The organism is Actinophytocola sp. (assembly GCF_009379765.1).
In the GTDB taxonomy this organism is placed as follows: Bacteria; Actinomycetota; Actinomycetes; order Mycobacteriales; family Pseudonocardiaceae; genus Actinophytocola.
In genome coordinates this window covers 1-19,378 of the sequence record NZ_WHTD01000162.1, presented here as the reverse complement: position 1 = coordinate 19,378, position 19,378 = coordinate 1, and the positions used below count along the sequence as shown (strand labels likewise).

Below are 19,378 nucleotides of genomic sequence, written 5' to 3'. Positions count from 1 at the left end.
GCGGTGTACACCGCGGCCAGTGGTGGTGAGTTCGACGCACTCGAGGTCGCCGCGTTGTTTCGGATCTCGCTCCGCGCCGCGCAGCAGCGTCTGGAGTTGGCGGTTGCGTTGGCGACTCGGTTGCCGCGGACGTTGGCGGCGATCAAGGCCGGTCGGCTTGATCCGTATCGGGCGTCGAAGATCGCCGACGCCACCCTGTCGTTGTCGCTCGAGGACACCGCCACGGTCGAAGGCCAGATCCTGGACCGGGTCGAGGACATGCCGGCCGTCAAGTTGGTTCGAGTGTTGCGGCGGATCGTGGCTCGGGTGAACGCCGACGCCCTGCAAGCGTTGCACGAAGAACGGGTGGCGCGGCGGCGGGTGGACATGTATCCGACCGAGGACGGGTGCGCCGCGCTGACCGTGCACGGCCCGGCGGCGCGGGTCCAGGTGGCGGCGAAACGGGTGGATGCGATCGCCTATCAGCTCCGGGACACCGGTGGTGCCGATGGGCGGACGATGGACCAGCTCCGCTCCGATGTGGCCCTGGACTTGCTGGCGGGCAAGGACTTCGAACACGCGAAGATCACCGTCCAGGTGACCCTGCGGGCCCGGGCCGCGCTCGGGGTGGACAACACCCCCGGGCACCTGGTCGGCTACGGCGACATCGCCGCCCAACAGGCCGTCGACCTTGCTTACCAGGCGGATGCGACGTGGCGGCGGATCCTGACCGAGCCCGCGACCGGCCGCGTCCTGGACGTGGGGCGCCGCCGCTACACCCCGCCCGCAGCGTTGCGCGACCACCTCCACGCCACCATGCCCACCTGCACAGGACCGGGCTGTGTCCGCCCCGCCCAGCAGTGCGATTTGGAGCACCGCGAGCCCTACCCGGCCGGGCCGACCGACGAACACAACCTGCACCCCGCCTGCCGCAGCCACCACCGCGGCAAGACCTTCGGCGGCTGGAAGATCATCAAACGCGCCGGGATCCTCGAATGGATCTCACCCTGCGGGTTCCACTACCCCCACACACCAGAACCCCTCACCCACCCCGAACCCGCACCACCACCATTCTGAACGCTGTTGTTCGGGTGTTGGGGTGCGAAGGAAGACGCAGAACCCCTGGTTGAAGGCGGCATTCCAAAGATCAACTTCGCAGGGTGTTCTGCGTTCGACGGATGTCACATATGCCGCCACGCTGCCGGTGCGGGCCCAGGCCGTGTTGTTCGTCTGCGGCCTGCTACACGCCGAACGGGTATGGCGGGGTACTAGTGCCGCATCAGACAACCTTTGCCCGTAGTGACGTGACGCGCCGTTCGGATGCTGGTCCGGGCGGCGCGGTGTCGTCAGGCTGTCCGGGTGGCAGAACGAGTACGCGTCCGCGAGATCGATGACGACGAGGGACAGCGCCTGTCGCGGATCGTCCGCAGAGGCACCGGGTCAGTGGTGACCTGGCGGCGGGCCCAGATGGTGCTGTTGTCCGCGCAGGGCATGCCAGTGGCGAAGATTGCCGAGGTGTCGTTCACCAGCGCGGACCGGGTTCGGGACGTGACTCATAACTTCAACGCCGATGGCTCCGACTCGCTCTACCCGAAGTACAAAGGCGGCCGGCCCAAGACCTTCACCCTCCCGGAACGCCGCGAGATCAAGAAGATCGCCAAGTCGAAGCCGGTCGAGCACGGCCTGCCGTTCTCGACCTGGAGCCTGGCCAAGCTGGCCGACTTCCTGGTCGCCGAGGGGGTGGTCGACGACATCAGCCACGAAGGCCTTCGGGTCCTGCTGCGCGAGGAGGGCGTCTCTTTTTCAACGCATAAGGACCTGGAAGACCTCCCGCGACCCCGACTACGCCGCCAAGAAGGCCCGCGTCGAGCACCTCTACGCGATCGCCGACGGCGAGGTCATACCCGAGGACGGGGAGCCCGAAGTCATCTTCTGCCTGGACGAGTTCGGCCCGCTCAACCTCCAGCCCCACCCCGGGCGTTGGCGACTGGGCTGAGGCCAACAACGTCGAGCTCGCCTGCACCCCGACCAACAGCTCCTGGCTCAACCGCATCGAGGGCCAGTTCACCGCCCTGCGCTACTTCACGCTGGACGGCACTGACCACGCCAGCCACAAGGAGCAGGCAAGCATGATCCGCCGCTACATCATCTGGCGGAACAAGCACACCGCCGATATTCACTTGCACACCCTCATCACGCGGGTCAACGTCGCCTGATACCCGACGAAGGCAGAGAAGATGACCACGCAGACCCACCCCGTCGACCACGAACTCATCCAGGCCGCGGCTCACGTCGCTCGCACTCGCTGCCAGGGCGACAACCACACCATGGCAGCCGCAGCCCGCGCCCTAGACGGCCGGATCGTCACCGCGGTGAACGCCCACCACTTCACGGGAGGCCCCTGCGCCGAGCTGGTCCTCATCGGTGCTGCAGCCGCCCAGGGCGCGTACGAGCTGGACACAATCGTCGCCGTGGGCGACCGTGACCGAGGGGTTGTTCCTCCGTGCGGCCGGTGCCGTCAGGTCCTTCTCGACTACTTCCCCGCCCTCAAGGTCATCGTCGGTGAAGACGAGCGCATCCGAACCGTCCATATCACCGACTTGCTGCCCAAAAGCTACATCTGGGCCGACCACCAACTTGAGGCCGAGTAAACCGCGCCACACAGCATGGGCTGACACCGCCAGCCGACAACGGGCGAACGTTGCCTGATGCGGCACTAGGCCATGTCTCGCGGATCTTGGATCGTGGTATTCGCGCCCAGCTGCCCCCTGGCCGCGTTGTCGAAAGGCCCGAATACAACCCGGTATGCGCGACCTTCCGCCGCCTTGCCAAGAGCCAGCTGGATCACGAATCCCATCGACCAAGATCCACGAGACACGCCCTGATATGTAGGCAGCACGGCGCTGAGCCCGGACGTGCGACTCGCACCGCATCAAACGTTCCGGCCGGACACGCTCTAGCCCGTCGTGAGACCGTCCCACGACCAGCGTGGCATGGACAGTCCATTCGGGACGGTCGCGTCGGTGTCCGGGTGGACCAGGACCCCGGCCACCGCCCACTCCATGTAGGCCCGGAGCGCCGCGCGGAACTCGGGCAGGTCGGGCAGCTTCGCGTCGTCGGCGGCCCGCACGAAGCAGTCGACGAACCGGCGCCCGAGGTCGGACATGTCGCCGTTGCCCGCGTGCAGGCGCAGCATCGCCGACTGGTCGCTGCACTCCGTGGAGTACTTCGGCGGCCCGCCCATGACCTCGGCCCAGTAGGCGGCGAGCCGCTCGACGTGCCGGGGATGCTGATCGGGATGGGAGAACGGGTGGTTCAGCTCGGGGTCGGCGAGACACCGCGCGTGATGAGCCCGAGCCAACGCGAGCAACGCCTGCTCACCGCCGGCGAACTCGTACAACGTAGGACGCACGGGCAGAGCCTCGCACACCCGTCAGCCGTCGGCCAGCATGTCGAGGGCGCTGCGGACCAGGGCGGCGCCGGCGGCCTGCATCGGGAGGCCATCGATCGCTTCCGCGGTGAACGGTTGCTCGGTCACCGAGCCCTCGTCGTTCGCCGCCACCCGGGCGCCGAAGATCGCGTCGAACACCGGGGCGTCGATCTCCACCGACACCAGCAGGTCGGTCGCGAAGGTCAGCGGGTCGACGCCGAGGCCGAGGCAGTTGGCGCGGATCCGGCCGGCTCGCAACGCCGACGTCATCGCACGGGCGAACGGCCATTTCGGGTAGTCGACCGCAGACCGCTCCGGCTCGCCCAGCAGTTCCTCCGCGTACTCGCGCAGCATGAAGTTCCACAGCGAGAAGTCCTCCGGCGACGGGCCGCTCGCCTGGAACACACCCACCGGCACCACCTGGTACAGCCCGCCCGCGTGGCCGACCTTCGCCGGGTCCCGCCAGTGCAGGAAGAACGTGCGGCGGGTCCCGGCGCGGATCGTCAGGGCGCTGATCGCCAGGTTCACCGGGCGGCGCGCCAGGTCGGTGGGATCGCCGATCGCGTCGCGCAGGGGTGTCGGTCCACCCGCCGCGTACTCGTGGGCGGCGGCCTCGCCGGTGTCGATGCCGTCGAAGTATGTGCCGGGCCCGAACACGAGGAGCGGCTCGCGCAGGGATGCCGACAGCAGCCGGTACGTCGGCCGGTTCTCGAACACCGCCGGCGCGTCCAGGGCGGCCATCGCCGCCGAGTAGCTGCCGTGGCCGTCCGGCACGGGGCCGGGCGGCAGCGGTGTGCCCGACGAGCTCGGGACCGAGGTGATCGGCAGGTCGGTCAGCGGGACCGGACGGCCGGGCACCCACTCGGGCCGCGTGAGCAGCGGGGTGCCGGCGAGCTTCTGGACGTCGGGGTAGCGCGCGGCCGCCTCGACGGCGAGCCGGTGCCGGTTCGCCAGGAGCCGAGCACGCTCCCGAAGCCACATGATCGGCAATTGTGCCGGACGAAATTCCGAGTCCGTGAAATAACCCGCGGTATTTCGTCTGGATGGAATCAGTCCTGTTGACCCCGCTCGCGCACCGTCGAACCATCGAAGGCGTTCCCGAAGGACGTCGAAGGGGAGTGGCGATGAAAGCCGTGCGGCTGCACGAGTACGACAAACGCCCCGTGGTGGAGGAGGTGCCCGAGCCGGTGGTCGCCGGCCCCCTCGATATGCTGGTGGAGATCGGCGGCGCCGGGCTGTGCCGCACCGACCTGCACATCGTCGAGGGGCAGTGGGCGGAGAAGTCCGGCGTCGCGCTGCCGTACACGATCGGGCACGAGAACGCGGGCTGGGTGCGCGCGGTCGGCTCGGCCGTGTCGAACGTCGCGCCGGGGGACACGGTGATCCTGCACCCGCTCGCCACCTGCGGGCTGTGCCGGGCCTGCCGGGCGGGCGACGACGTGCACTGCGCCGACTCGCGGTTCCCCGGCATCGACTCCGACGGCGGCATGGCCGAGCTGCTCCGCACCCATGCCCGCTCGGTGATCAAGCTCGACCCCTCGCTGCGACCGGCCGACGTGGCCGCGCTCGCCGACGCGGGGCTCACCGCCTACCACGCGGTGCGCAAGGCCGTGCCGCTGCTGTACCCGGGCACCCAGGTCGTCGTGATCGGTGCCGGCGGCCTCGGGCACATCGGCGTGCAGTGCCTGGCCGCCCTGTCGCCCGCGGAGGTGATCGTGGTCGACCGCTCCGCGGCGGCGCTGGAGCTCGCCAAGGGCTACGGCGCCGCGCACACCGTGGTGGCCGACGGCACACACGTCGCCGCGGTGGCCGACCTGACCGGCGGCGAGGGCGCGCACGTGGTGCTCGACTTCGTCGGCGAGAAGGGCACCGAGGCCGAAGGCGTGTCGATGCTGCGCCGCGCCGGGTCCTACTTCGTGATCGGCTACGGCGGCCACGTCGACATCCCGACGATCGACATCATCTCCACCGAGATCAACGTGATCGGCAACCTGGTCGGTTCCTACAACGACCTCGACGAGCTGATGACCCTTGCCGCACAAGGGAAAGTGAGTCTGCACACCAAGACCTACCCGCTCGACGCGGTCAACGACGCGATGGACGACCTCGACAACGGTCGCCTGCGGGGCCGCGGAATTCTCGTTCCCGAACGGAGCTGACACCACCATGTACGAGAAGGACGGTCAGAAGTACTTCATCGTCGACGGGCACATCCACTTCTGGGACGGGCGACCGTCCAACCAGGCCAACCGCTACGGCGAGGGCTTCATCAACTGCTTCTACGACTACCACCGCAACCTCTCGCCGGAGTCCGAGGTCTGGACGCTCGAGGAGTTCTGGCAGCAGTCCGAGGAGCGGATCCTGCACGACCTGTTCGAGGTCGGCTACGTGGACAAGGCGATCTTCCAGCCGACCTACCTCACCGACTTCTACGTCAACGGGTTCAACACCACCGAGCAGGACGGCGCGCTGGCCGAGAAGCACCCGGACAAGTTCATCGTCAACGGCGCGTGGGACCCGCGCGACGGCGAGGCGGGCCTGGACAAGCTGGAGGCGTTGGCGCACCGGTGGAACCTGCGCGGCGTGAAGCTCTACACCGCGGAGTGGAAGGGCGACTCGAAAGGCTGGAAGCTCACCGACCCGTGGTCCTACCGCTACCTCGAGAAGTGCCAGGAGCTCGGCATCCGCAACATCCACGTCCACAAGGGACCGACGATCTACCCGCTCAACCGGGACGCGTTCGACGTGGCCGACGTGGACGACGTCGCCTCGGCGTTCCCGGAGCTGACGTTCGTCGTCGAGCACGTCGGCCTTCCGCGGCTGGAGGACTTCTGCTGGATCGCCACCCAGGAGCCGAACGTCTACGGCGGGCTCGCCGTCGCGCTGCCGTTCATCCACACGAGGCCGCGCTACTTCGCGCAGATCATCGGCGAGCTGCTGTACTGGATCGGCGAGGACCGGATCACGTTCGCGAGCGACTACGCGATCTGGACGCCGCGCTGGCTGATCGAGCGGTTCGTCGACTTCCAGATCCCGGCGGACATGACCGAGTACACCCAGCTGACCCCGCAGATCAAGAAGAAGATCCTCGGGCTGAACGCGGCCGAGCTGTACGACATCGAGGTGCCCGCGGAGCTGCGGCTGCCCGACGTGGCCTCCGACAGCGGCACCGCGGTGGGGTCCGAGCCCAAGGTGCCGGCGTGAGTGAGCTTGCGCGCGAACCATCGGCGCAGGGTTTGTGGGACGCGCTCGGGACGGTGCGCGACCCGGAGCTGGACCGGCCGATCACCGAGCTCGGCTTCGTGCGCGAGGCGGTGGTCGTGCGCGGCCACGCGCACGTCCGGCTGCGGCTGCCGACGTACTTCTGCGCGCCGAACTTCGCTTACCTCATGGTCGCCGACGCCCACGACGCGGTCGCCGCGCTGCCCGACGTGTCCACTGTGGATGTTCAGCTCGAGGACCACTTCGCGGCGGCGGAGATCAACGCGGGAGTCGCCGGCGGCGCGGGGTTCGCCGGCTCCTTCCCCGGCGATGCCGACGCCGAGCTCGACGAGCTGCGGCTGACGTTCCGGCGCAAGGCCTACCTCGCGAGCCTGGACCGGCTGGCGATGGGCCTGGCCGACCTCGACCCGGTGGGGTGCTCGCTCGGTGACGTGCCCGCGTCGCCCGAGCTGGACGCGGTCCTGCGGCGACGGGCCGAGCTGGGCCTGCCGTGCGACCCCGGCTCGCCGCTGCTGCTCGACGAGCACGGTCGGCCGATCGGCGCGGCCGAGGCGCCGCTGCGGCTGCGCTTCGCCAGGGCGGTCCGGGTGAGCATCGACGGCAATGCCGGCTTCTGCCGGGGACTTCTGCACACCAGATATCCGGAGGCGGTCACCAACCAGATGGCCAACTGAATCGTTCGACACTTTTTTGCATACACGCGACGGTCATGTCAGACCTGTTGCCCGGCCCTGCTCTGACGTAGGGTCGGCAGGGTGGTGCCGGCGGAAGGCGCCACCCCGCTGCCATGTGGGCGGCCTGCCGCAGTTCGACGGCGAACCGGTGGAGGTTGTCGGTGACCGAGCAAACGGCTTCGCGCGAGACCAGTGGGTTGATCGGGTCCGCGCAGCGGGCGTTGCGGGTGCTCGACATCGTCGGTTCCGCGGGCGACGGCATCACGGCCAAGGCGGTGGCCAGACGCGCCGGCTACAACCTGTCGACGACGTATCACCTGCTCAACACGTTGGTGCACGAGGGATACCTGATCCGGCTCGGGCACGGCCGCGGGTTCGGGCTCGGCTACAAGGTCGGCAGTCTGTACCAGCGACTGTGCGCGGAGCTCGACGTCGGCCAAGAGCTGCAGGACGAGTTGCACCACCTGCACCGGCGCGCCGAGGCGGCGGCGTACTACACGGTGTTCCGGGAGACCGACATCGTGGTGGCCGCGGTCGCCGACTCGCCGGAGTTCCCGCGCGCGACGCCGCTGGACTTCGGCTTCCACGAGGCCGCGCACGCGACGGCGTTCGGGAAGGTGCTGCTGGCGTCGATGCCGCGGCGGGCCCGTCGCGAGTACCTGTCGGGGGCGGGGATGCCCAAGCTGACCGAGCGGACGCACGTGCGCGCGGCCGACCTCGACACCGAGCTGGACCACGTCGAGCGGGCCGGGATGGCGCTGGAGATCGAGGAGTTCCAGCCGGAGCTGGCGTGCCTGTCGGCGCCGGTGCTGGACACCCAGAACCGGGTAATGGGCGCGGTGGCCTTCTCGGTGCCGGCCGAGACCTTCCAGGTCCGCCGCTGGCACCTCGAACGAGCGGCCCGCGCGGGCGCGGCCCGCTTCGCCCACCTCCTGGCGACCGGCCCGTCCCTCATCTCCGGCGGCTGACCCCGCGAGCCCAACCCCCCAGACCCCGCGAGTCCTCGTTCCGGACCCGCGAGTCCCCCACTCAGGCCCGGATCGTCTATTGACAAGAAAAACTGTCAATTGAATGATGTGACCGTGGCCACTGGAATCACCTACGTAGACCAGCCCGATCAGGTGCGGCTCGCGCTCTCGCCGATCCGGCGGGAGCTCCTCGCGCTGCTGCGCACGCCGAGCTCGGCCACCCAGCTCGCCGCCGCGCTCGACCTTCCGCGGCAGCGCGTCAACTACCACCTCCGCGCCCTCGAGAACGCCGGGCTCGTCGAGCTCGTCGAGGAAAGACCGAGGAGGGGCTGTGTCGAGCGGATCATGCGCACCCGCCCCGGCACCTTCGTCGTTGACCCCACCATGATGATCGCGGGCGAGGTCGAGCATGCGCAGGACCAGTACGCCGCCGAGCACCTCGTCGGGGTCGCCGCGGCGACCGTGCGGGACGTGGCGCGGATGCAGGCCGGCGCCGTCGCGAAGGGCAAGCGGCTGCTCACCTTCACCGTCGAGGCCGAGGTGCGGTTCGGGCATCCCGGCGACGTGCGCGCGTTCACCGACGAGCTGGCCGAGGCGCTCCGCCAGGTCGTCGCCCGGTTCGACAGCCCGGACGGGCGCCCCTACCGGATGGTCGTCGGCGGTCATCCGGCCCCTGCTGACAACCAAGGAGAAGCCTCATGAGCGGAGCTTGCGGAGCGAATCATCGATATTCGTGCCGCTGCCGAGTCCGCGGAGGGCGCCGGTGGAGCGGAGCCTGCGGAGCGTTCCGGCGCCACGGAGCGGAGGAGGCAGAGTCATGAGCGACAGCACGCCACGGATCGAGGTCACCGTCGCGGCCCCGGTGGACTCCGTGTGGCATGCCTTGCGCGACAAGGAAACCATCCGCCACTGGCACGGCTGGGACTACGACGGCCTCGACGGCGAGATCGATCTCATCTACTTCACCGAGATCACCGAGGACGCCGCCGCCCGGACGCTCGACGTGCAGGGCGGCGACCTCATCCGGCTCGAGGCCGACGGCGACGCCACCCGCGTCACGCTCACCCGCGCGCCCCGCGGCACCAACCCGGAATGGGACGCCTACTACACCGAGATCACCGAGGGCTGGATCACCTTCATGCACCAGCTCAAGTTCGCCGTCGAGCGTCAGCCCGGCGCGGCCCGGCGCACGCTGTTCTTCGCCGGCAGCAACGAGTCCGGCCGCTCGGTCGTCGACGAGCTCGGCCTGCCCGCGGGTCCGACGGTCGAGACGAGCCTGCTCGGCGAGCACGTCAAGGGCGAGGTCTGGTTCCGCTCGGCGCACCAGTACGGCGTCACCGTCGACGCCTGGGGCGACGGCCTGCTCGTCGTGTCCGGCGTCGGCCCCACCGACGACAAGCCGGACGGCGCCGCGATGGCCGTGCTGTCCACCTACGGCCTCGACGACGCCCGGCTGGCGCGGATCAAGGAGCGCTGGACCCCGTGGTGGACCGAGCGCTTCCCGTCGGAGGAGGGGTTCCCGGCCGAGGGGGAGTAACCGGCGCGGCCTCGGCCGCGGTGACATCAGGGTACGCGCCGTGCAGCACGTGGGCGAGCACCTCGGCGCCGCGCACCACGCGCGGCCCCGGCCGGTTGAAGTACGCCGGGCCGTCGAGCACCCACACCGCGCCCGCGCGCACGGCCGGCAGGTCTCGCCAGCCGGTCCGCTCGGTCAGCAGGGCCAGCTCCGCGCGGGTCCGGTCGGGCGGGAAACCGCACGGCAGCAACACGATCACCTCCGGGCGGGCGTCGAGCACCAGCCGCCACTCGATGGCGGCGGTGTGCTCGCCCGCGCCGGCCAGCAGCGGCACGCCGCCGGCGAGCTCGATCTGCTCCGGCACCCAGTGGCCGGCGGGCCATACCGGGTCGAGCCACTCGATCGCGAGGACCGCCGGGCGCGCCCGGCCGGCGACCCGTCGGCGCACCTCGTCGAGCCGTCGGCGCAGTGCAGCCGTGCGCGCGGCCGCGACGTCCGGCACACCGAGCGCGTCGCCGACCACCCGCACCGTGTCGAGCACCTCGGCGAGCGTCCGTGGTTCCAGGCTGAGCACCCGCGGGCCGGCGTCCATGACGCGCACCGCCTCGGACACCCGGCGGTAGGAGACCGCACAGACCTCGCACAGGTCCTGGGTGAGCACGAGGTCCGGCGCGAGCCCGGCGAGGGTCTCGGTGTCCAGCCCGTACAGCGACGAGCCCTGGTGCCCGGCGCCGACCGCGGCGGAGATCTCCCGGCTCGACATCCGGTCGGCGTCGACCTCGCTCGTGGTCACGACAGGCACAGTGGCGACCTCCGCGGGCCAGTCGCACTCGTGCGTCCGGCCGACGAGGTCCGGCAGCCGCCCGAGCTCCGCGACGATGTCCGTGGCGGCCGGCAGCAACGAGACGATCCGCATGGCGCCAGGGTAGGCGCTTGATCGTCAAGGCTCGGATCTGCTGTGTGCAAATTGCAGGCGCGGTAACGGGTAGGAGTCGGTCGTTTCCGAGTGGTTGATCGAGTGTGATCGATCACTTATGGCTGCGGAGGGTGACGAAACCGGAGAAACGACAGCGATCATCGGATGACTCGCAGGTGAGCGCCTGGTTGTCACCCGTTCGGGTTACCAGCGACAAAATCGCAGGTGAACACGCACTCGTCGTATGCAAGTGCAGCTGCATGTTCCCTCATAGGTTTGCATGTTGCACTTCGTCCACTCGTCGACGGATACGCACCGTTCATCGCTTGGCCGGAGGGGTCACGGCAAGATAACAAGATCAATCGACGATGATGAAGGGACAAGCCTGAGCCTGGGGACAGGGCAACACACCGACGACGACGCACGTGGCTCCTCGCTTGCACAGGGCGCCACGTGAATGTTCTGTGGTCCAGGCGACGAGTCCACAACGGATCGAAAGGGCCCAGAACGGTGACCAGCTTAAGACCCGGCACCGCCCCGACACCAGGAGAGAAAAGACCGATCGACCCGCCAAGGAAGAACGCCGAGGGTCGTCGCATCGTGCGGCTCACCTCCCTCGCCGACGTGGACGTCTCCCAGGACTCGGCACCGTCGGTCGAGATCGTTCCCGCGCCCCGCAACCGGCACCGGCGCCGCGCCGCCGTGCTGCCGGCGTCCCGGGACGACTGGCTGGTCCTGGCCGAGCGCGTCGTTGGCGACTGGGCAGCCACCCTGCGCGTGGCGTTCCTGCTGGTCCTGGCGGTGGCCGCGGTACTGACGGTCATCGGGCTCGTGTTCGGCCCCGGTATCGCACTGGCCAGCGCCCTGATCGTGCTGATCGTCTTCCTGGCCGGCCGCCGCAGGGACGGCTCAGCCCGCCGGTGACCCGCTGGTCCGGCGCCGTGGTGGTGCCAGCCCGCCGCCAGTCAACTCAGCCGGCGCTTGTCGACGGGGCTAGGCCCAGTGCGCGGTCCAGCGCGGTGTCGAGGTCGACCCGGGGCGTGTAGCCCAGTCCCCGTATCGCGCTCAGGTCATAGCGCATCCCGCCGGCCGCCGAGCCCACTGCATACCTGGTCAGCGTCGGCCGCTCCGCCCGGCGCAAGAGCGTGGCGCCGAGCTCGGCCATCGCCGCCGCGGTGAACGCCACCGGGTACGGCACCGAGCGCCGCGGCGCCGGTACCCCGAGCCGCGTGGCCACCAGCGAGAGGAAGTCGCCGAAGGTCACGCCGTAGGAGTCGCCCACGATGTAGCGACCCGGCGGGTGCGCGGCCGCGAGCACGATCGCCGAGGCCAGGTTCTCGCTGTAGGTCAGCTCCAGGTGCGCGCGGCCCCGGTCGATGTTGGTCATCGCGCCGGCCCGCAGCGCCTTGGTGAGCTCGGGCATCAGGTGCCGGTCGCCCGGACCGAACACCCAGGTCGGATAGATCACGGTCACCGGGAGGTCGGCCGCGAGCGCGGCCTCCTCACCGGCCAGTTTGGACAGTGAGTACGCGTACGGCGGGCAGAGCCTCGGCGAGTCCTCGTCGATGGTCCCGCGGATCCGGAAGCCGAACACGTCCACGGTGCTGACGTAGACGAACCGCGACACGCCGGCCCGCGCGGCCTCGTCCAGCAACGCCAGGGTGCCGTCCCGGTTCACCCGCCAGATCTCCTGACCCGCGCGCCAGTCCGACAGGTTCGCCCCGGCGTGCACGACAAGGTCCGCCCCGGAGCACAGGCCACGCAGCGAGGCCGGGTCACCCAGATCGCCGACATGGCCCGGCCCGGGAGTCCGGGTGAGATGCCGCACCGACCACCCACCGGCGACGAGCGCCCGGCTCACCGCACCTCCGACACAGCCCGACGCCCCGGTGACGACCGCGATCTTGCTCATGACTCCCCCTCGCAGGCTCGGTCGAGCCGCTCGCGGTCGCCCTGTGTCCATGATTCGCTCGCAAGCTCGCTCATGCTGCCCGCCGGTCGGCCACCCGGTCCTCGATGAGCTCGAGGATCCGGTCGAAACGGTCCGCGGCCAGTAGGTCGGCCACCGACAGCGAGATGCGGAACTCCGTCTCGATGTTGACCTGCAACGAGACCAGCGTCAGTGAGTCCACGCCGATCTCGTCGTCGAGGCTCGCGGTGTCGGTGATCATCGACTCGGGCACGCCGACGCTCTCGTGCACGACCCGGCGCAGCCGGCCGGCGAGGGTGATGGCTGGCAGCCGGACGACGTTCGAGGGTTCGGTCATGGACCTGCCTCCGTTCGGGGAATGCCGATCTCGCGGGCGATCCGGTCGATCGTCCGTACCGCGTGGTCGAGCGCGGGCTCGTCGTGCCGGGCGGTGACGTGCATCCGGATCCGGCTGCGGTGTGGCGCCACCATCGGCGGGATCGCCGGGCACACCAGCACGCCGGCCACGGCGAGCGACTTCGCCATAGTGAGCGTGCGGACCGGGTCCGCGACCAGCACCGGTACCACCGGGGTGCACGACGTCAGCGTGTCCAGGCCGACCGCCCGCAACCCGTCGAGCAGGCGCCTGGCGTTGTCCCACAGGCGTTCCCGTCGGGCCGGCTCGGTGCGGATCAGCTCTACCGAACGCAGCGCGCCCGCCACCATCGCCGGTGGGAGCGCCGCGGAGAACACGAGCGAACGGCCGCTGTGCCGGATGATGTCGATGATCTCGGCGTCGCCCGCGGCGAACCCGCCGACCATCCCGATCGCCTTCGACATCGTGCCGACCACGAGGTCCACCTCGGACTCGACGCCGTGCAGGTCCGCCGCCCCGGCGCCCCGGTCGCCGAGCACGCCGAACGAGTGCGCCTCGTCGACCATCACCAGCGCGCCGTGCGCGTGCGCGACCCGGCAGATCTCGCCGAGCGGCGCGATGTCGCCGTCCGCGCTGTACACGCCCTCGACCACCACGAGGACCCGCCGGTCGGCACCCGCCGCGGCCAGCACGGCGGCCAGGTGCTCGGCGTCGTTGTGGCCGAAGAAGCTCACCTCCGCGCCGGCCAGCCGCGCACCGTCCACGATGGACGCGTGGTCGAGCAGGTCGCACACCACGAGGTCACCCGGCTGCATCAGCGCGCCGATCGCGCCGAGGTTGGCCTGGTACCCCGAGGCGAACAGGGTCACGGCCCGCTGGCCGAGGAAGCCGGCGAGGCTCTCCTCCAGCGCCCGGTGCACCTCGGTGTAACCGCCGGCCACCGGCGACGCGCACCGGCTCGTGCCCAGCGAGCGGATGGCCGCCGCGGCCGCCTCGACGACGCTCGGCTCGCTCGACATGCCGAGGTAGTCGTTGGCGACCAGGCTCACCGCCGGTCCGGCACCGGTCGTCACCCAACCCGGCCGGTCGGTGGGCGCGAGCGCCGGGAACAGGGCGTACACCTCGGCGTCGCGGGCCTGGCGCAGCAGTGTGGCGAGCGGCGCGTGCGGGTCGAGGAACGCGCGGCGCAGCTCCGCCGTCGTGCGGTCACGAAGTCCGGTCATCACGCCACCCGCCGGTCGAGGTGCGCCCAGAACCGCTCACGCAGGTCGCGGCGCAGGATCTTGCCGCTGGGGTTGCGCGGCAGTTCGCCGACGAGCTCGTAGCTCGTCGGCAGCTTGAAGTCGGCCAGCCGGCCGCGCAGGAACACCGCCAGCTCGCGGGCGGTGACCGTCTGCCCCGGCCGCGGCACGGCGAAGCAGTGCACCGCCTCGCCCCAGTGCCGGTGCGGGATGCCGACCACGGCCGCCTCGAGCACTGCCGGATGCGCGCACACCGCGTTCTCGATCTCCGCGGGGTAGACGTTCTCACCGGCCACGACGATCATGTCCTTGATCCGGTCCCGAACGAACAAGTAGCCGTCCGCGTCGAGGTAGCCCGCGTCGCCGGTGCGCAGCCAACCATCCACACAGGACTCATCGGTCGTCTCGGGCATGCCCCAGTAGCCGAGCATCCTGGCCGGCGTGGCCAGCCAGACCTCACCGGACTCGCCCGCCGGCACCTCGGCGCCGTCCGCGTCGACGATCTTCACCTCGAACCCGGGATAGGGTCGCCCGGCCGCCTGCATCCGCTCGCCGCCGACGACGTGGTCTGCCGGCGGCAGGCACACCGCGGTGTTGCCGCTCTCGGTGAGCCCGTAGATCTGTGCGAGCTCGCAGCCGATCGTCGCGATGCAGCGGGCCAGCAACGACTCCGAGATCGGCGAGCCGCCGTAGACGATCTTGCGCAGCGTCGCGAAGTCCGCGCGCTTCGGTCGCGGCGGCGCGAGGATCATCTGCAGCTGCGCGGGTACCAGGCACGCGGTGGTGATCCGGTGCCGGCGGATCAACGCCACGGCGCCCGGCCCGGTGAACGTCCGCACCGACACGTTCGTGACACCCGCGGCGAACCCTTGCATGGCCCACCACAGCCCGCCGACGTGAAAGCCCGGCACACCGACGAGACTGACGTCGTCCACGCGCCAGTCGATCCAGTCCAGCCCACCCGCGGCGAGCGCGTCGCGGACCGCGAAGAAGCTGCGATGCGCCAGCACCACGCCCTTCGGGCGTCCGGTGGTGCCGCTGGTGTACATCTGCACGACCGGCTCGTCCGGCGCCGCGCCGTAGTCCACATCGGACTCATCGGCTGCCTGCCAGCCGGCGAACCGGGCCAGCGACACGACCTCGCGCAGGTCCGGCAACTCGGCCCGGAGCAGCATCGCGGTGCCGAGCAGCTCGTCGTCGACGAACAGCACGGTACTGCCGGAGTCGCGCAGGATGTGGTGGGTCTCCGCTGCGGTCAGCCGCCGGTTCACCGGCACCAGCACCGCGCCGAGCTTGGCCGCGGCGAAGAGGATGTCGTAGTAGTGCTCGGACTCCCTGCCGAGGTAGGCGATCCGCTGCCCGGCGTCGACCCCGAGGCGGCGCAGTGCGTGCGCGGTCCGGTTGCTCGCCAGGTGTAGCTCGCGGTAGGTGACCGCGCGGTCCGCGCAGATCACCGCCGGGTGGTCGGGCCGCAGCGCGGCGTGCCAGGTGACCACATCGGACACCGTGCGCAGGTTCGGGTGGTACACGGCTAGGCGGCGTTCTCGGCGACCAGATCGGCGACGAACGCGGTCATGGCCCCGTCGGAGGTCAGCGCGGGGATGAGGTTCGGGTCGATCTCGACGCCGAACTCCTGCTCCAGCGCCAGCATGATCCGCACCTGGCGCAGCGAGGACCAGCCCGCGACCGTCTCGGGGCTCGCCCGTTCCGGCAGCTCGCCCGGCGCGATCCCGAACACCGCCGCGATCACCGCACGCACCCGCTGCTCCACCATTGCCCCGCTCCCTTCGCCTCGGTCTCCGCGTTGGTCCGCTCGTCCCCGAAGAACCGTTCCCGTATCCGCGCGATCGTGCGGAAGTCGTCCGCGGTCACCTCGTCCATCGACACCTCTCGGCCCAGCTCCTCCTCGATCAGGTAGAGCAGGTCGACGAAGTGCAGCGAGTGCAGGATGCCGCTGTCCACGAGGTCGTCGTCGATGCCGACCGCCTCGACGTCCGGGCACTTGCCCCGCACGAAGTCGGTGATGAACGCCAGGCCCGCATCGCTTACCACGCCGCTCATCGCGCTCTCCTCGGCAGGATCTTGGTGGACACCCGGACCGGCTTTGGCAGCCAGCCGCAGGCATGCCCGGCGACGGACTCGCCGACGCGGAGGCCGGTCGGGATCAGCCGGTTGGTGCGCAGGCTCACGGTCGGGTCGCGCAGCATCGGGTTGGCGTCGGGCACGGCCGCGGCGAACAACGCGAAGATCGGGTCGAGCACCTTGGTCTCGCCGTCGTCGTCGACCACCTCGACCCACGCGTGCACGAGGTCGAGCATCCCGATCACCCAGCCGATCCGCGTGGCGGCCGGGTATCCGGCGCGCTCGCACGCGTCCGCGAGGTGCAGACCGGCCGAGGCGCAGGTGGCGATGCCGTGCTGGGCCAGGAGGTCCCGATCGGACTGCAGTGCCGTGGGCAGCTTCACCCAACGCAGGCCGGCATCCAGGAAGTCGCGCATGACCGCGTGCAGCGCGGGCGCGCGCAGCGGGGCGAGCCGGCCGCGGGTCTCCAACGTGGTCGCGATGGCTACCTCCGACTGCGCGCTGACCACGGTGGACTCGACGACCAGCATGCTGCCGGTGAGCTCGAGGTCGCCGACGTCGCCGTCGTACAGCTTGGCGAGCGGGCGGGCCACGACGCTGTACGGCGAGCCCGCGCATCCTCCGGGCACGCCGCAGCGGGCGCCGAGCTCGAACGTCGACGAGCGGGGGGCGATGAGTGTCCCGGTCGGGGCGCGCAGCCAGCGCAGGGTGTAGCCGAACGCCTGCTCGGGACCGGTGGTGCCGGCGCCGGAGTGCAGGCCGAGGTTGTAGAGGTCGCGGGAGTCGAACCGCCCGTCCGTGCTCGGGAGTCCATTGTGGACGAGCTGGTCGAGGGTCCGGGGGGAGCAGTTGAGCAGCTGGGCGGCCGCGGCGTGGTCGGTGTCCGCGACCCGGTGCTCGGCGGGGATCGGGTAGAGCCGGGTGAGGCTCTCCTGCAGCGCGGCGGCGGTCATGGCCGGTCCCGCCACATCGTGGTGATGACCCGGCCGGTCGGCAGGACGTGCTGGTCGAGCTTGGTCCAGCCGAGCAGCTCGTTCATCGCGACCAGCTCCGCGTCGGCGGTGACCTCGACGTAGCCGGGCCGGTCGAGCTCGTCGCCCCTGGCGAGCGCCGCGCGGCTGAGCGCGTAGCCGACCCCGACCGCGTCCGCGCGGCGGCCGAGTATCGAGTAGAAGACGTGCGGTTCCTTCGGATGCATCGCGTCCAGGCCGGCCACGAGGCGGAGCGCGCGGACCAGCGCGCGCGGCCCGGCCACCAGGCAGGCGACCGATCGGAGGAGCCAGCCCCACCACGGCACGAGCCGCTCGCCGTCGGGGAAGGCGATCAGCACACCTTCGAGCCGGTCGCCCCGAAACGCACCGAGCACGATGCCGCGGCGCAGTAGGCCGATCACGATGTCCGCCAGGTACAGGGCGAGGAGCGCGACCCTCCTGTGCCGCATGGACTTCGGCCCGACGGCCTCCCATGTCGCGGCCGTCATGAACGCGTCGGTCAGCACCCGCGCCGCGGCCACCAGGTCCCGGGGGCCGATGGCGCGGATGTCGATCCGTGCCTGCGTGTTCGTCACCACGGATCGATTGAAGCCGCGCCCGGTAACTCTGCGGTAAGCCGGCGAGAAGGCGCCACCATCACGGGGTTCCGCGATGATGGCGCCTTTGCGGACATTTCAGGCGGCGAGCGGTTCGGCCTCCGCGAGCCCTTGGTGGTCATGATGACCACGCCACGAAGAACGTGGTTCACGCGGCCAGGAGGGCGCGGAGCTTGGCGTTGCGGAGGTAGAGGCCGGCCCAGACCGCGATGCCGAGGTAGACCGGGAACAGGGTCGTCGAGAAGAGCGGGGACTCGACGCGGACGTGGGCGCAGACGGCGCCACCGAGGTAGCCGGTGAGCATGATCGCGCCGAGCACCGATGTGCGGGGGATCGCGTAGAGGGCGACGCAGGCCAGCTCCAGGATCCCGATCGGGACGGCGACGCTCGCCTGGAACCCGAGGTCTGCGAACGACTCGACGACGGGTCCGATGCGCAGCACGTGGATGACGGCGTCGAAGAGCAGGAACACGCCGGCGAGGACGCTGACGACGGCGCCGACACGGGCCTGGTTGACGGTGCGGGGCCGGCTGGCGGTGGTGGTGGTCATGGCAGGGCCTTTCCGGGTCCGGGTGGACGGTTTGGAGACCGTCACTTCGAGCATGGGTCAACGTTCTCACCGACAAGGAAAATTGTCAAGAATAAAAATCTTGTCGGTTGATTGGCCACCGCTCGACGAGGTGAGCTCCCGGTCGTGGACGAAGCCGGTCAGGGTGAAGATCGTCGCCATGCGCCGGCCCACCGCCGCGGCCCACCGCCGCGTCCTGCGGCGGCCGAGGTTGTCCAGCGGTCGGTCGGTCCCGGGACCAGGTCGTCGCACGGGCAGTGGTCGGCTGCGCTTCGCAGGGGGTTGCCCCACGACTCGGGTAGGCCAATAACTCGGACCTTGGCGGCCGTGGCGGATTCGGTGGCGGTGGACAGGGGCTTCAGTGATGAGGAGTTGGTGTGTCGCCTGATCGGCCGCCGCTTCCCTCACGCCGGGGTGTGTTTCTGGTGTGCCACGACCCAGGTCTGTCGCGGCGGGCCGTTCGCCGATGTCGCCCATGGAGCTTGGTCTGCGTACGTCGCGGTGGCGGTTGGTTGCAGATCAGAACGGTGGTGCTGGTTCGGGGTGGGCGGGTTCGGGGTGGGCGATGGGTTCTGGTGTGTGGGGGTAGCGGAACCCGCAGGGTGAGACCCATTCCAGGATCCCGGCGCGTTTGATGATCTTCCAGCCGCCGAAGGTCTTACCCCGGTGGTGGCTGCGGCAGGCGGGGTGCACGTTGTGTTCGTCGGTCGGCCCCGCCGGGTACGGCTCGCGATGATCCAAATCGCACTGCTGGGCGGGGCGGACACAGCCCGGTCCTGTGCAGGTGGGCATGGTGGCGTGGAGGTGGTCGCGCAACGCGGCGGGTGGGGTGTAGCGCCGGCGCCCCACATCCAGGACCCGGCCGGTCGCGGGCTCGGTCAGGATCCGCCGCCACGTCGCATCCGCCCG

The 19,378-nt window shown here is 70.3% G+C and carries 23 protein-coding genes; 10 read left to right on the top strand and 13 right to left on the bottom strand.

Annotated features, from left to right (window positions below):
* The 3 genes from GEV28_RS34480 to GEV28_RS34470 all read left to right on the top strand — a co-directional run.
* Positions 1-1,056, top strand: a 1,056-nt coding sequence (locus GEV28_RS34480; protein WP_291417212.1) for an HNH endonuclease signature motif containing protein, incomplete at its 5' end; no start/stop codon positions are given.
* A gap of 243 nt (positions 1,057-1,299) precedes the next feature.
* A complete protein-coding gene (locus GEV28_RS42750; RefSeq protein ID WP_367115255.1) occupies positions 1,300-2,112 on the top strand; it encodes a helix-turn-helix domain-containing protein in 813 nt (270 codons plus the stop codon).
* Between the two features lie 104 nt (positions 2,113-2,216).
* Positions 2,217-2,630 carry a cytidine deaminase gene (locus tag GEV28_RS34470; RefSeq protein WP_291417208.1) on the top strand — a complete coding sequence of 138 codons (414 nt, stop codon included), beginning with the start codon at positions 2,217-2,219 and terminating at the stop codon, positions 2,628-2,630.
* A 305-nt stretch (positions 2,631-2,935) separates the two neighbouring features.
* Here the strand turns inward: GEV28_RS34470 and GEV28_RS34465 are convergent, their stop codons facing one another.
* Positions 2,936-3,391 (bottom strand): group II truncated hemoglobin, encoded by a 456-nt coding sequence (locus tag GEV28_RS34465; protein WP_291417206.1) that lies wholly within the window; start codon positions 3,389-3,391, stop codon positions 2,936-2,938.
* Between the two features lie 21 nt (positions 3,392-3,412).
* Positions 3,413-4,390, bottom strand: coding sequence for a hypothetical protein (locus GEV28_RS34460; RefSeq protein ID WP_291417205.1), 978 nt, complete (start codon positions 4,388-4,390; stop codon positions 3,413-3,415).
* Positions 4,391-4,533: 143 nt separating this feature from the next.
* Between GEV28_RS34460 and GEV28_RS34455 the strand changes: the two genes are divergently transcribed.
* The 6 genes from GEV28_RS34455 (at position 4,534) to GEV28_RS34430 (ending at position 9,810) form a co-directional block, all read left to right on the top strand.
* A complete protein-coding gene (locus tag GEV28_RS34455) occupies positions 4,534-5,568 on the top strand; it encodes an NAD(P)-dependent alcohol dehydrogenase (protein WP_291417203.1) in 1,035 nt (344 codons plus the stop codon).
* 7 nt (positions 5,569-5,575) lie between these two features.
* On the top strand, positions 5,576-6,613 hold the full coding sequence (locus tag GEV28_RS34450; RefSeq protein ID WP_291417201.1) for an amidohydrolase family protein: 1,038 nt from the start codon (positions 5,576-5,578) through the stop codon (positions 6,611-6,613).
* Positions 6,610-7,305 carry an iron-sulfur cluster assembly protein gene (locus GEV28_RS34445; RefSeq protein ID WP_291417199.1) on the top strand — a complete coding sequence of 232 codons (696 nt, stop codon included), beginning with the start codon at positions 6,610-6,612 and terminating at the stop codon, positions 7,303-7,305. The genes GEV28_RS34450 and GEV28_RS34445 overlap by 4 nt, the downstream gene beginning before the upstream one ends.
* Positions 7,306-7,466: 161 nt before the next feature.
* On the top strand, positions 7,467-8,273 hold the full coding sequence (locus tag GEV28_RS34440; protein ID WP_291417197.1) for an IclR family transcriptional regulator: 807 nt from the start codon (positions 7,467-7,469) through the stop codon (positions 8,271-8,273).
* Positions 8,274-8,387: 114 nt separating this feature from the next.
* Entirely contained in the window at positions 8,388-8,975 is a 588-nt protein-coding gene (locus GEV28_RS34435) for a winged helix-turn-helix domain-containing protein (protein ID WP_291417195.1), read from the top strand.
* A gap of 115 nt (positions 8,976-9,090) precedes the next feature.
* Complete coding sequence (locus GEV28_RS34430; protein WP_291417193.1) at positions 9,091-9,810, top strand: hypothetical protein; 720 nt, start codon at positions 9,091-9,093, stop codon at positions 9,808-9,810.
* Here the strand turns inward: GEV28_RS34430 and GEV28_RS34425 are convergent.
* A complete protein-coding gene (locus GEV28_RS34425) occupies positions 9,737-10,705 on the bottom strand; it encodes an ABC transporter substrate-binding protein (protein ID WP_291417191.1) in 969 nt (322 codons plus the stop codon). The two genes, GEV28_RS34430 and GEV28_RS34425, sit on opposite strands and share 74 nt — an antisense overlap.
* Before the next feature lie 600 nt (positions 10,706-11,305).
* Here GEV28_RS34425 and GEV28_RS34420 point away from each other — a divergent pair.
* Positions 11,306-11,629 (top strand): hypothetical protein, encoded by a 324-nt coding sequence (locus GEV28_RS34420; RefSeq protein WP_291417189.1) that lies wholly within the window; start codon positions 11,306-11,308, stop codon positions 11,627-11,629.
* Positions 11,630-11,675: 46 nt separating this feature from the next.
* Here the strand turns inward: GEV28_RS34420 and GEV28_RS34415 are convergent, their stop codons facing one another.
* The 10 genes from GEV28_RS34415 to GEV28_RS34370 form a co-directional block, all read right to left on the bottom strand.
* Positions 11,676-12,617 carry an NAD(P)-dependent oxidoreductase gene (locus tag GEV28_RS34415; protein WP_291417187.1) on the bottom strand — a complete coding sequence of 314 codons (942 nt, stop codon included), beginning with the start codon at positions 12,615-12,617 and terminating at the stop codon, positions 11,676-11,678.
* 70 nt (positions 12,618-12,687) lie between these two features.
* Complete coding sequence (locus tag GEV28_RS34410) at positions 12,688-12,972, bottom strand: acyl carrier protein (protein ID WP_291417185.1); 285 nt, start codon at positions 12,970-12,972, stop codon at positions 12,688-12,690.
* Positions 12,969-14,213, bottom strand: a complete 1,245-nt coding sequence (locus GEV28_RS34405) for an aminotransferase class I/II-fold pyridoxal phosphate-dependent enzyme (protein ID WP_291417183.1) — start codon at positions 14,211-14,213, stop codon at positions 12,969-12,971. The genes GEV28_RS34410 and GEV28_RS34405 overlap by 4 nt, the downstream gene beginning before the upstream one ends.
* Positions 14,213-15,760: a long-chain-fatty-acid--CoA ligase gene (locus tag GEV28_RS34400; RefSeq protein ID WP_291417181.1), complete on the bottom strand. Its 1,548-nt coding sequence runs from the start codon at positions 15,758-15,760 to the stop codon at positions 14,213-14,215. Before GEV28_RS34400 ends, GEV28_RS34405 begins: the two co-directional genes overlap by 1 nt.
* Before the next feature lie 2 nt (positions 15,761-15,762).
* Positions 15,763-15,990 carry an acyl carrier protein gene (locus GEV28_RS34395; protein ID WP_291417179.1) on the bottom strand — a complete coding sequence of 76 codons (228 nt, stop codon included), beginning with the start codon at positions 15,988-15,990 and terminating at the stop codon, positions 15,763-15,765.
* A complete protein-coding gene (locus GEV28_RS34390) occupies positions 15,978-16,292 on the bottom strand; it encodes an acyl carrier protein (RefSeq protein WP_291417177.1) in 315 nt (104 codons plus the stop codon). The genes GEV28_RS34395 and GEV28_RS34390 overlap by 13 nt, the downstream gene beginning before the upstream one ends.
* On the bottom strand, positions 16,289-17,266 hold the full coding sequence (locus GEV28_RS34385; RefSeq protein WP_291417175.1) for a hypothetical protein: 978 nt from the start codon (positions 17,264-17,266) through the stop codon (positions 16,289-16,291). Before GEV28_RS34385 ends, GEV28_RS34390 begins: the two co-directional genes overlap by 4 nt.
* Positions 17,263-17,883 (bottom strand): hypothetical protein, encoded by a 621-nt coding sequence (locus GEV28_RS34380; RefSeq protein ID WP_291417173.1) that lies wholly within the window; start codon positions 17,881-17,883, stop codon positions 17,263-17,265. The genes GEV28_RS34385 and GEV28_RS34380 overlap by 4 nt, the downstream gene beginning before the upstream one ends.
* A gap of 166 nt (positions 17,884-18,049) precedes the next feature.
* Complete coding sequence (locus GEV28_RS34375) at positions 18,050-18,451, bottom strand: DoxX family protein (RefSeq protein WP_291417171.1); 402 nt, start codon at positions 18,449-18,451, stop codon at positions 18,050-18,052.
* Positions 18,452-18,988: 537 nt separating this feature from the next.
* Positions 18,989-19,378, bottom strand: a 390-nt coding sequence (locus GEV28_RS34370; RefSeq protein ID WP_291417169.1) for an HNH endonuclease signature motif containing protein, incomplete at its 5' end; no start/stop codon positions are given.